Source organism: Paenibacillus sp. OK003 (genome assembly GCF_900109515.1).
In the GTDB taxonomy this organism is placed as follows: Bacteria; Bacillota; Bacilli; order Paenibacillales; family Paenibacillaceae; genus Paenibacillus; species Paenibacillus marchantiae.
Genome location: NZ_FOBD01000005.1, coordinates 170317 through 182888 on the forward strand (window position 1 = coordinate 170317; position 12572 = coordinate 182888).

Annotated in this window: 11 protein-coding genes; 9 read left to right on the plus strand and 2 right to left on the minus strand. The window is 47.7% G+C overall.

The window, feature by feature from the left end; genetic code table 11:
• Position 1: 1 nt before the first annotated feature.
• From phnC to BMW94_RS09435, 4 genes are all read left to right on the plus strand, one after another.
• A complete protein-coding gene (gene phnC / locus BMW94_RS09420; RefSeq protein ID WP_063565947.1) occupies positions 2–802 on the plus strand; it encodes a phosphonate ABC transporter ATP-binding protein in 801 nt (266 codons plus the stop codon).
• The gene (gene phnE, locus BMW94_RS09425) at positions 799–1662 is read left to right on the plus strand and encodes a phosphonate ABC transporter, permease protein PhnE (protein ID WP_254790194.1); all 864 of its coding nucleotides are present in this window, start codon (positions 799–801) and stop codon (positions 1660–1662) included. The genes phnC and phnE (BMW94_RS09425) overlap by 4 nt, the downstream gene beginning before the upstream one ends.
• On the plus strand, positions 1659–2465 hold the full coding sequence (gene phnE, locus BMW94_RS09430) for a phosphonate ABC transporter, permease protein PhnE (protein ID WP_063565946.1): 807 nt from the start codon (positions 1659–1661) through the stop codon (positions 2463–2465). The genes phnE (BMW94_RS09425) and phnE (BMW94_RS09430) overlap by 4 nt, the downstream gene beginning before the upstream one ends.
• A 239-nt stretch (positions 2466–2704) precedes the next feature.
• The gene (locus BMW94_RS09435; RefSeq protein ID WP_090997525.1) at positions 2705–3118 is read left to right on the plus strand and encodes a hypothetical protein; all 414 of its coding nucleotides are present in this window, start codon (positions 2705–2707) and stop codon (positions 3116–3118) included.
• Positions 3119–3210: 92 nt separating this feature from the next.
• On the opposite strand, the gene BMW94_RS09440 is transcribed toward BMW94_RS09435, so the two are convergent.
• Positions 3211–6003, minus strand: a complete 2793-nt coding sequence (locus BMW94_RS09440) for a chitinase N-terminal domain-containing protein (RefSeq protein WP_090997907.1) — start codon at positions 6001–6003, stop codon at positions 3211–3213.
• A gap of 223 nt (positions 6004–6226) precedes the next feature.
• Positions 6227–6703, minus strand: a complete 477-nt coding sequence (locus tag BMW94_RS09445; protein ID WP_175480633.1) for an RNA polymerase sigma factor — start codon at positions 6701–6703, stop codon at positions 6227–6229.
• 206 nt (positions 6704–6909) lie between these two features.
• On the opposite strand from BMW94_RS09445, the gene BMW94_RS09450 reads away from it, so the two are divergent.
• From BMW94_RS09450 to BMW94_RS09470, 5 genes are all read left to right on the plus strand, one after another.
• Complete coding sequence (locus tag BMW94_RS09450; protein WP_053784030.1) at positions 6910–7623, plus strand: response regulator transcription factor; 714 nt, start codon at positions 6910–6912, stop codon at positions 7621–7623.
• Positions 7620–9083, plus strand: coding sequence for a sensor histidine kinase (locus BMW94_RS09455; RefSeq protein ID WP_090997532.1), 1464 nt, complete (start codon positions 7620–7622; stop codon positions 9081–9083). Before BMW94_RS09450 ends, BMW94_RS09455 begins: the two co-directional genes overlap by 4 nt.
• Positions 9080–10237 carry a hypothetical protein gene (locus BMW94_RS09460; protein ID WP_090997535.1) on the plus strand — a complete coding sequence of 386 codons (1158 nt, stop codon included), beginning with the start codon at positions 9080–9082 and terminating at the stop codon, positions 10235–10237. Before BMW94_RS09455 ends, BMW94_RS09460 begins: the two co-directional genes overlap by 4 nt.
• Before the next feature lie 237 nt (positions 10238–10474).
• The gene (locus BMW94_RS09465; RefSeq protein WP_090997538.1) at positions 10475–11179 is read left to right on the plus strand and encodes an ABC transporter ATP-binding protein; all 705 of its coding nucleotides are present in this window, start codon (positions 10475–10477) and stop codon (positions 11177–11179) included.
• Positions 11176–12540 (plus strand): ABC transporter permease, encoded by a 1365-nt coding sequence (locus tag BMW94_RS09470; protein ID WP_090997542.1) that lies wholly within the window; start codon positions 11176–11178, stop codon positions 12538–12540. Before BMW94_RS09465 ends, BMW94_RS09470 begins: the two co-directional genes overlap by 4 nt.
• Positions 12541–12572: the final 32 nt, after the last annotated feature.

Sequence of the window (12572 nt, forward strand, 5' to 3'; positions counted from 1 at the left end):
CATGATTGAGCTTCACAACGTAACGAAAACATACGCTAACGGCACCAAGGGCCTGAATAATATTAACCTGAAATTCAAACAAGGGGAATTCATTGCCGTCGTTGGTTTGTCTGGAGCGGGAAAATCGACGCTTCTGCGTTCCATTAACCGACTTCATGATATCAGTGACGGTGAGATTTTGATTAATGGTAAGTCGATCACGAAAGCTCATGGCAAGTCACTTCGCATGATTCGCCGGGATATCGGTATGATCTTCCAGAGCTTCAATCTCGTGAAACGTTCCAGTGTGCTTCGTAACGTGCTTGCTGGACGCGTGGGATATCATTCCACGATGCGTACCATTCTGGGCCGTTTTCCCAAAGAAGATACAGAACTCGCATTTGGAGCACTGGAACGGGTAAATATCGCTGAAAAAGCCTATTCCCGCGCGGATCAATTGTCCGGTGGTCAACAGCAACGGGTGGCCATAGCCCGAGTGCTTGCACAGGAAGCCAAGATCATTTTGGCAGACGAGCCTGTCGCTTCACTCGATCCACTCACAACGAAGCAGGTAATGGATGATCTGAAACGCATCAACCAGGATCTCGGTATTACCACGATCGTTAACCTTCACTTTATTGACCTAGCCAGAGAGTATGCGACCCGTATTGTTGGATTGCGTGCCGGCGAAGTGGTGTTTGATGGTCCGGTATCCGAAGCAACGGATGAGCGTTTTGCAGAAATTTATGGCAGACCTATTCTGGCAGACGAGCTGCTGGATAAACAGGCTGTACAGGAACAGCGGGGAGAAGTTCTGGTATGAAGCAACCCGTAAACGTATCGATAGATGGATCATTGCAGAATGAATCAGGAAAGGGAAAGCGTCCTGACACAGGTTCAGGTTCGGCTGTCCATCGTCCCAAACCACCAGGGCGTACCAAACATCTGCTCACGCTAGTGATCATTCTGCTGCTTTTGTGGGCAAGTGCGAGACAGACTGATGCCAGCTTCAGTGAGCTGTTTGAAGGTTTGCCCAACATGCTGGATCTGCTGCGTGAGATGTTCCCGCCGCGGTGGACTTACTTTGACAACATCGTTCAGGGCATGCTGGAGACGATCCGTATGGCTCTGATCGGTACAACGATTGGTGCGATCATCGCAATTCCGGTCTCGATTATCTGTGCAGGCAACTTAATGCCTAGCCGTTGGATCTACTATCCAGCGCGTTTTGTACTGAACCTAATCCGTACCGTGCCTGACCTGCTACTTGCGGCGTTGTTCGTTGCTGTGTTTGGACTGGGACCGATTCCTGGTATATTGGCACTCGCTGTATTCTCGGTGGGACTGATTGCCAAGCTGACCTACGAAACGCTGGAAACGATTGATCAGGGACCGCTCGAAGCGATGACAGCTGTCGGCATGAACCGGATTCAACTGATTGTTTATGGTGTGGTGCCACAACTGGCCGCCCAGTTTACTTCCTATGTACTGTATGCCTTTGAGATTAATGTACGTGCCGCTGCCATACTCGGATTGGTTGGTGCAGGGGGCATCGGACTGTATTATGAAGCAACACTTGGATTCCTGGAATATGACAAAACGAGTGTGATCATTCTGTTTACCCTTGTCATTGTTCTGATCATTGATTATGTAAGTACTAAGCTGCGGGAGAAATTGTTATGATGAAAAATGAAACAAGCGTAATCCGGCGCAAACCACGGAAGAACCCGCTTCGCTGGGTCATTGTAATCTTGCTTATACTTGTGTACGCTTGGGCACTTGCCGGTGTACCGTTTACCGGTTTGAAGGAAACGGCTGGTCAGATCATGAAGGCGATTGTCGCCGGGATTTTCTCCCCGGATTGGGACTTTGTTTATCTGCCTGAGGGTGAGGATTTGCTGCGAGGATTGCTGGATACGCTGGCAATCTCGGTGCTGGGTACCGTCATTTCCGCTGTACTTTGTATCCCGTTTGCGTTCTGGTCTGCCCGAAATATGAGCAGCTTCCGTCCTGTATCGGGTACGGGCAAAATGGTGCTCAGCTTTATCCGTACGTTCCCGGAGATTATTATGGCTTTGCTGTTTATCAAGGCGGTGGGTCCGGGTTCCTTCGCGGGTGTACTCGCCCTTGGGCTGCATTCCATCGGGATGCTAGGTAAACTGTTCGCTGATGAAGTGGAGAATATTGATTATGGTCCTTCTGAAGCGTTGCTCGCTTCCGGAGCGACTCGCATGCAGCAGCTGTGGTTTGCTGTACTGCCACAGGTTTTGCCCGGATTCCTTAACTACACGTTGTATCGGTTCGAGATTAATGTGCGTTCCGCAACCATTCTGGGGGTGATCGGGGCAGGGGGGATCGGTACACCGCTAATCTTTGCACTCAGCACACGGAACTGGCCGCGAGTAGGGATTATCCTGCTGGGGATTATCGTGATGATTACGATCATTGATCTGATCTCGGGATACATTCGCAAGAAGCTGGTATAGAGAAGGAAAGTTAAAGTTTGCTTGCTAATTAAGACGAATAAAATAAAGAACATGACGAATATGTTTCAATCCATTGTTGATCTATCGGAAGAGCAGCCCATGCAATAGCAGGTGCTGCTTTTTGTATTTTATAGGAAGTTAATATCAGCAAAATGTTGAGCCTATATGAAATTACTGTTTTAGAAGTAGACTCATACTATGATACTGTATAGTTATAAATTTAGTAATGGAGGTAAATTGTGAGAAAAAACAATAATGTATTATGGGTGTCTATTTCTATACTTATTTTAATAGTCGCCATGTCTCTCACTGGTTGTTCCAAAATGCAAACAAGAATTAATCTCATGGGAGAGAGTGAACATTGGAGAGGCGAGCTAGATACGATAGTAACAAATGAAAGAGCGGAAAATGGAGAGTATATTATATTTTATAAAAAAGATAATTTGGAAGATATTAAAGAATATAAAATTAACATTAATGAAGGAAGAATAATTAGAAAGGAGAGCGATTTAACTTCGAAATCAATACATTTTCCTATAACGGCAACACGAGGTTCACAAGTTAGTAGTAATGAAGACCAATCGGTTGTTATTGAGTGGACAGATATGAAGGGCAACAACTTTGAAGAGAAACTGATCTTATCAGAAAAATAACCGAAAAAAACCGAAGCGAGTGCCTGGAGTCCCGGCAAACTTGCTTCGGTTTTTCAATGCTTGGTTAAACGTTAGGCATTCCTTAGTGAGACTTAGCTTGCTGCTGGCAGAGATACAGCGGATTTCGTTACTTGTACCGTAATCGTTTCAGTGCTTGTCACACCCGCTGCATTGATCAGCTCGGCGCGATACGTGTACGTTCCATTCGCGTGACCGGATACATCTGTCACAGCGCTTTGTGCATTAGGTGTTACTGCGTTCAGTGCTTTGGTATCGATCAGTTGACCATTCTCATAGAGACGGTATTCTGATGCGTTTGTTCCCCACCACAGATTCATCGTCACTTTGTAGTTGCCGTCCCCATCCCAATTGTCTTGGGAGAGAACTGCTTTGCCAGGGGCAGCATTCGCAACTTGCACCGTGAGTACTTCACTGCGAGTTGTACCCTTGGAGTTCGTCAGCTCAGCTACGTAGGTATAAGTACCGTTAGCTTTACCATTGATCGTTGTTTGGGCCGATTGCGCCGCTGGTGTAGCGTCTGTCAGCTTTTGTGTGTCAATCAGCACGCCATCTTCATACAGCTTATAGCTCGTGCCATTGTCACCCCACCAGAGGTTCATAGTAACGGTATAAGACCCTTCAGAGAGACCGTTGCTGTAACCATTGTTGGATGTAAGCGCTGGTTTACCTGGTGCGCCAACAGCTGGCGTCGAAGGTCCTTCTTCGCCGCCTTCTTCAACGGCTACGAAATCGTTCAAGCTTCTAGGCTTCAGTTGAAATACATCTTTGAAAATAGCGGCAACACCTGTCACGCTGATTTTATCGCCTGCTGCATAAGGGAAGGTCGTTTGCGTTACACCTGTGCGTGTATCCACACGTACATGCGTGCTTGTTCCGTCCGCTGCAACTGCATCGAATTCAAACGAACCTACCGGTGTTGCACTGATGATGTTCTGAACCGTTACTTCTTTCAATTGAACGAGTTGACCCTGGTTTGCAGCCGTTACTGCTGGCACTTCAATGGCAGCAGGGATGGAGGCTGTACCCGTTTTCTCGATCGCTACGATATCCGTAAGCTCAAATTCACTGTTGTACAGCGCCGTTGCTGCGGTTACTTTAACCACATCTCCAGCGTGGAAGCCGCCAGCACTTTGGAAAACATAGAGGCCACCTGTGGTGTCTTGAAGATAGAAGGATTGTCCACCAAAAGCACCTGGCTCTGTAGTAACTACGCCCTCAACCGTAACCGTTGAACCAGCTGCTTTGGTGCGTGCATCAGCAATGCTGATTGTTGCCGGGATTGGTCCTTCTTCTTCCGGAAGCTGCTCAGCCGGAACATTGCCGACGGTCACTGCAGTCGTGATCAGGTTGCTGCCGTTCAGACGCAGACGCAGGCTGGCAGCGCCCGTTGTACCTGATTTAATGCGGACATTCAGGTCTTTGATTGCGCGACCTTTACTGTCGGAAGTAACGCTAAAGTTGGAGCTGTAACCGTATGAAGTCGGCCATGTACCACTTTCATTCTGAATCATGGCGACCTGTGTTCCGCCAGTCAGGTAAATCCCTGCACTGTAACCGGAAACGGTTGTGTTAGCAGGCATGTTCTCTACAACCACACGGATCTGGAAATCCTCCGCATTAGGCAGGGTTTCCTGCTTCACGAAGCTGTAAGAAGCGTTCGCGCTTGAAGCTGGTCCACCATAAGAACCTGCTTTGAACGTGGAACGATCATACCACTTGTATCCTGCAGCTGGTGCAGCCCAAGGTTCAGCCTGTGGTTCTGTGGAAGCAGCAGGTTGTTCGAACGGAAGCAATGCTGTTGCATTATCCAGTTGAAGTCCGTTCACTTGAGTCAAGCTAGTGTAATTTTCTTGATTAGCAAGCCAGTTAACGGTATTGACCAGCAATTTGCCGTCATCCACTTCTTTGAAGCCGTCATACGTTGTTTTGCGAGCGCCAGTCTCTTCGCGAAGATACTTCGGTGAAGCATCTTCAACCGGAGAGGAATCGCCGATAAATGCTGCTTTACCTGCACCCAGCTTGGAAACGGCTACGTAAGGACCTTCCTCAACGCCACCACCGTTGTATACGCCCTGGTCAACAGCGTTCGGCCAAGCGTCATTCGTTTTCGGCAGGTATACAATACCTTTGGCTTTTGTTGGATCGGTAATCGCAAGTGTGGACCCTGCGTGCATGGCTACAGCAGATACACCTTCCGTAATGCCAAATGCCTGTCCAGCAGGCACAATGTTAGTAGCATTAATATCGCCTAATGCGTTGTAACGGAAGCGGACTCCGAAATTATCGGACAGCCAGTCGCTGCTAGTTACATTTTGCATAGCCTCAGAGTTACGTTCCTCTGTGCTCATGCCTTTGGCTGGATCTTCGAATGCGCCACGACGATAGCCGTTAATCGCTTCGGAACCGTCCCAGCGGTTTTTGTTACGGTCAGCATTGTAGTGATCTCCAATGAAGAAGATGCTGCCGCCTTTTTCTACGTACTCTTTCATGGCTGCCTGTTCTGTCGTTTTGAAGGGAACATTGGGTTCAGCGATGACAAACACGTTATATTCTTTCAGATCGTCATAGGTAAAAGGAGTCGTCTTGCGCAGTTCCTTTACATCATATCCATTATTCGCGAGTGCATTGCCGAAGTCTGAGAAGCCTCCGTCAATGACCCAGTCAGCTGCTCCGGCTGTCTGTGCATGAGTATTGTCGAACAGTACTTTCTTGCCTGCATTTCCGTTAACAACCTTTGCCTGAATGAACGGTGCAGGGTCTGTTGCCCATTCGGCCTGAACCGTTGCATCTCCATTCCACAATCCGATCTGAAGCGGCAATGCCATGGACAATGCCAGGAGTGATTTTACCCATACTCCTCGCATACGTGTCAATTTACCCAACCAAATCCCTCCCAAATATTAGTTGAAACATGAGTTCGTCCATATTCTATCACACCAAAATCTCACATAGTCATAACAATTTGTAAAAACGAACTCGACTTTTGTAAAAATGAGTCCTTTGTCATGCTCCATCTAACAAATTTTGATACTTTCTAACATCAGATGTTGATTTCACGTCATTTCTGCTCATGAAAAAAGCCATCTCTTATGAGATGACTTTGGCCCGAATGCGATTGACGGCATGGAATACTGAGGATTTGATCATGCCTTCACTACGGTTAACGAGCTGGGCGGTTTCCTTGATGCTGTACCCGTGAATCACGCGTAATTCAAGAATTTTGCGATGCTCTGTATTGTTAATGATCGAGACAATGTCGTTAACACCTTCAGAGATTTCCAACTCGGATGAATCACAGTGATACGTCTGCATCTCCAACTTACTATCTCGCTTCAGTGTACGGGTCCGCTTGCGGAATGTATCCATGGCGAGGTTACGGGCAATTCTTTTGAGGTAGTAGAGAAGTCGTTCTTCCGGAATGTCTGCCGATACATTCATCATTCGGATGAAGCACTCCTGCGTGAGATCCTCTGCATCCTGTTGATTTTTGACGATCTGAGATAGATACCGTGTCACTTCTGATTTATAGTTTACATAAGCATCATGAATGGTTGTTTTGTTCACGTGATGTTTTCCCCTTTGGATACCGATCTGGCTTTGTCCGGTCTGGTTTGTTCTCTGTGTTCCAAGTATATCGGGATGATGTTTCCAAAGACGCCAGACTTGTATCCGAGTTGTAACATTTTCGGTGAACCTCTGTTCAATCCTGGAGCAGAGATACAAAATATAAGGCAGATGAAATTCATAGAGCAGGGAGATTAAGATTCATCATGAGACCGAAACAGATTTTGATTATTGAAGACGAAGAGTCCATTCGCGACATCCTGTCCTATTCTTTACGCAAGGAAGGATTTGAGATGACCGAAGCGGCAACAGGCAGAGAGGGCCTGGAGCTGCTCAGGGAGTCCAGACCAGACTTGATCCTGCTCGACCTGATGCTGCCGGATATGAGCGGGTTCGATGTGTGCAGACAGCTTTCCGTGAATTCGAAGATTCCCGTAATTATGATTACGGCGAAGTCCGATATGCTGGACAAGGTGCTCGGCATGGAGCTGGGGGCGGACGATTATATTACCAAGCCATTCGACATTCGTGAGGTGGTTGTGCGCATTCGGGCCATTTTCCGCCGGATTGATCTTATCAGCGAGACGCTGGAGAATCAGTCCTATGAAGTGGTACGGCTTGGCAGACATATTGAGATCCGCAAGGATGAGCGTGAAGTTTGGAAAGATGGGGAACGCGCCGGACTGACCAATAAGGAGTATGATCTGCTCTTATATTTGGTCAACCATCACCGCAAAGTACATACAAGGTCCGAGTTGCTGGATAAAGTGTGGGGATTTGATTTTCCCGGAGATACCCGGACGGTAGACATTCATATTCAGCGTATCCGCAAGAAGCTGGATAGCGGGGAGCAGGGGATTTCACTTATTGAGACGGTCTTCGGCGTGGGTTACAAACTGAATATTCAGGTGCATACATGAAGTGGACGATCCAGTTCAAAATGGTCGTTCTTTTCTCGGTCATCGTATTTATTGGTTTTTCGGCCTTGCTCATTATTTCGAATAAAGTGGGTGAGGAGAACATGTACAGGGAAGTGCAGGAGGACATGGTGCAATCCAAAAAAAATCTGGATATCGCGCTCAATCAATACTTCCTGATTCATAATAAACGGATTAGTGAGGACTCCCTGGGAACAGGGAATCGGGACCTCGCAGAACAGATCGGCTCCGCAGTAGGCGGCAAGGTCATAGTCTATCGGTCTGATGGCACTCCGTTTAGCAACGTGGGTGCGGAGGCGAAGCTGGCTGCTGCTCAAACCTCTGATCTACAGGCTGCCATGAAATCAAAGATCGCCTATACAACCGTGGTGGACAAAGGCAGAGTAACAGGGAATCTGTCCTTTCCTGTGCTGTCGGAGGGGAGTATCCTTGGCATTATTCAGCTGGAAAGGGATTATACGGATCTGTTCAAGCGGCATCTGCGCTTTCAGAACACCATCAAGGGCTTTGCAGCCGTTATTTTTGTGTTTGTTTTCATTGGATCTGTCTTTATTTCACGCCAGATTACGAAGCCGATTCGTGTGCTGACAAAACGTTCAGCCGAAGTTGCACAAGGCAGCCTGAATGCAGACATCCACATCTCAACGAAGGATGAGATTGGAGAGCTGGCTTCCAGCTTTACCGTCATGATTGCTCGGGTAAAGGAGCAGATTGACGTGATTGAGAGAGAACGGGATGAGGTCAAGCATTTACAGGCACGCAACAAGGTTTTTTTTGACAATGTGACGCATGAATTAAAGACACCGCTGACCACGATACTGGGGTATGCTCAGATTTTGCGGGATAATGGATTTACGGATCAAGCGTTCTTCGATAAAGGGTTGAAATATATTATCAACGAGAGCCAACGCCTCAACGTCATGGTTGCGGATATCCTGGAAGTAACTGTATCATCCACACCGATTCAGACCTTTCGTTTTGAGCGGGTGAATGTATCGAATATTATTCGGGAAGCCTGCGAAGACATGTCCATCAAGGCGGGCAAGTACAATATTGGCATTCGCTATGAGCTGGAAGAATTGCTGTATGTCCAGGGGGACTGGAACAAGCTCAAGGAAGTTTTTTTGAATGTGCTGGATAACTCGGTCAAATACGGGAATGTGAATTCCATCATTCAGGTCCAATCGTTTCGACTGGGGGATTCGGTAGCCATACTGATTCGTGATGAAGGAGAAGGCATTCCGGAGGAAGCGCTGAAGCATGTATTTGAACCCTTTTACCGGGATAATGGGATGAACAGGACAGAGAAGGGAAGCGCGGGGCTAGGCTTGTCCATTGTGAAAAACACGGTGGAGCAGCATGGGGGAACGGTGGAAATGAAGAGTATATTGAACAAGGGAACACAGGTGAATATCAGTCTGCCTGGAGAATCGGACGTATGAAGAAACGAGGATTTTGGAGCAGATATCGCGATATGCTTATGTTATCCGGTTTGCTGATTGTATTTGTCGGAGGTATCTTTGGCATTGGTAGTCTGTTCAGCATTGGACATGGGAAGCCCAGAACCGTCATTCTGCCGGATAAACAGTTCAATAGCCGTCTCGCCCCGCCGCCAAGCAGCACCATTCAGATTGAGTCGGCTACCAAGCTGCCCAATGACTTTGCCATTTATGATTTTGAGGTAGCTGATTCCAACACGGTTATATTGAATCGGCCGGATCGTTCCTATACCGGGATCAAACTGTCACAGCTGCATATGGATGATAATCTCTTGAAGGACATCGCCACAAATACAGAGTATGGCATTAGCCTGAGTCCGGATCGGAGCAAGCTGATTTATTCCCAATACCGATCGACTCAGGCGCAGAAGACAACCTATGAATATGACATGAAAACAGGAGAACATCGCAAGCTGAAGAATGACAACTCCTATTCACGCGTCTTTGTAGGCAATGAATCCTACATCGGATATGATGATCTGGTGTTCAACATGGTGGAGCTAAAGACAGGAAAGAAACATGAATTGTACAGTTATGATGAGTTGGTTGCCAAGGTTGCACAGACGAGCAACATTTCAAGTGCGGATGATACCCTGATTATGCTGGATTTATATGAAATCAGCCGGGATCTGTCACGGGTGTATGTGCTGGTTAAATTGAAAGAAAATTACGCCGTCTATAGCTTCTCTCTGAACGATAGAAATGATATCACTGCATACACCCCTGCCCAGGATATCCAGCAGTTCAAGGTGTTGAAGAATGGGGACATGCTGATTCAGGGTATGATTAACAACGAACAAGGACTATACAGATATCGAGCGGATACGAAGAAGTTTGAGCTGCTGGTCAAAGGGCCTATCTGGAGCTTCGATCTGGATGAGGAGGAGTCCCGCATTGCCTATTTTTTGACACTCGAAGGACAGAAGAATGAGGTGCACATTGCCTATCTGAATGACCGGAAGCTGGGGTCCGATACGGTTATCTACCGGAATATCGATTACTTTATCAAGTTGAAATGGAATGACAGCAATCTCTTTGTTGTCGGGAGCTCTATGGAAAAAAGCGAGTTATATCGGTTTAGCTTCCGTGCTTGGTAAAGATGTGAATATGGAATGCTCAGATACTAGGGTCCTATGGAATGAAGTCGCTATGTTAAGGACTGAACCCATAGGGTCTTTTTGTGATTTGAACATGTTGCATAAATCCAAAGAAGGCCATTCGATCCAATGGTGTAAAAGGCTGATTTTACAAATTGGATACAAGTCCAGATTGGACCGATACATCTGATGGCTATAATTACCTCTATTATATCGATGAGAGAGGAAGCCGGATTCATGCTGCGAGTTGAACAGGTATCACACACGTTCCGCAATGCACAAGGGAATGTTCCCGTATTGCAGGACATTAACATATCCGTGGGTAAGGGTGAGATGGTTGCACTGCTGGGAAGCTCCGGTTCAGGCAAGTCGACGTTATTGCATCTGATGGCAGGTCTGATGAAGCCGGACACAGGCAAGATCCTTATTGCAGATCAGGATATTGTACGTATGAGTGAGAACCGACTGGCGGAATTTCGCAGGACACATATTGGCTTTATTTTTCAGGCGTATGAGCTGCTGGCGAACCTGACCATTCGGGAAAATGTGGAGCTGCCGCTCGTGTTTCAGGGCATTCGCCCATCACGGCGTAAGCAAAAGGCGATGCACCTGCTGGAACAGGTTGGTCTTGTCGATAAGTCCGAATTATTCCCGTCCCAGCTATCGGGAGGGCAGCAGCAGCGTGTCAGCATTGCGCGTTCACTGATTACGGAACCGTCCGTCATATTCGCAGACGAGCCTACCGGGAATCTGGATACGCGAACGGAGGAAGAGATTATTTCCATTTTGCAACAGCTGAATCGGGAGATGCATACAACATTCGTTATTGTCACGCATGAGGCTGAAGTGGCGGAGCAGATGCAGGTTGTCATTACATTGCAGGACGGATGCTTGGTGGAAAGTGGCCCGTCCAAGGCAATAGAGCAAGGAGAGCGGTTGTGAGAGTTCTGGATGTGTTGCGAATGTCATGGGGACAGATTGTGCGCAGGAAGGTGGTTACTCTACTGTGCATGATTGGTCTGTCCATCGGCTGTGCGGCCATGATTATCGCATTAAGCGTGGGGCAGTCGGTACAGGTCTATGGTGAGAAAACGTTAAACGAGAATTACAAAATGGATGAGATTACAGTATCTCCCAATGAGGGGATCGGTTCGAGCGGAAGCAATGGGCAGACGTCCACCTTCGAACGAGGAGCGCTGACGGCTCGAAAAATCGATATTATCGCCAGCCTTCCGCATGTTGTCGCTGTTGCTCCGATGTTGAAGCTGGATATGCTGGAGATGGCTACATTGGATGGCAAAAGTTCCAATGTGGAAGTCATCGGTACAGAGCTTGGATCATTGAGTCGTTTTGGCTACCGTTTTGACAAAGGCGGGGCATCGGGGATCAGCGGAGCCGCTATTGTGAATTACGGTGCAACCTTTGGACTTGTGGACGCCGAGGTGATCCGCGAACTGAACAAAAAGCTCATGGAGGATTCGTTTAATGACGAGTTTTTGCAGCAGTACATGGCATTGATGTCTACCCAAACCGAGCTGTTTCAGGCACAGTTTAACCTGAAATATCAGGACATGAATGATTCGTCCAAAACCAAAACAAGTTCCCCTTTGCGAGTGACGGGTGTGCTGAAAGTACCTGGGGGCATGAGTGAGAACAATGCCATGTATGACAAAAAAGTCTATGTCTCCCTCGAAACCGCCCGAATGCTCGCTGAACAGTTCCAGAGCAGTCAGGCACAGGCCGCGGCAGCAGGAAGGTTGAACTCGGCACTCGTGAAGGTAGAGGACAAGAAGTATTTGGCACAGGTGCAGGAGCAGATTAAGAAACTGACGCTGATGACAGACAGCAATCTGTATCAGGAGCAGGCGATGAAGGAGCAGCTCGGCATGTACCAGAAGGCTGCTATGGGCATTGGGATATTCGTCATGCTGCTGGCTTCGCTGTCCATTATTGTCGCGATGATCATGTCCACACATCAGCGCCGCAAACAGATTGGCGTTATGAAGGTGCTGGGAGCTAATCTGTGGCAGATCAGGCAGATGTTCATTACTGAAGCTGCTGTACTTGGAGTGTTGGGCGGCATTGTGGGTGTCTTCATCGCTTACGGAGCCATCCAGGGGGTGAATGGACTGCTCCAAGGACAAATCTCGATGGAGGCAAGCACAACTCTCCAAGTGGTTATTGAGACGTCGGCCCTGCCTGCTGGTATAGCGTTTGCGGTGTTGACCGGAGTACTCTCGGGAATCTATCCGGCGATTAGCGCCTCGCGTACGAATGCGTTGCAGGTAATTAAATCGGCATAAATAAAGCAGAGATACAGGAAAGCACAGTTTAT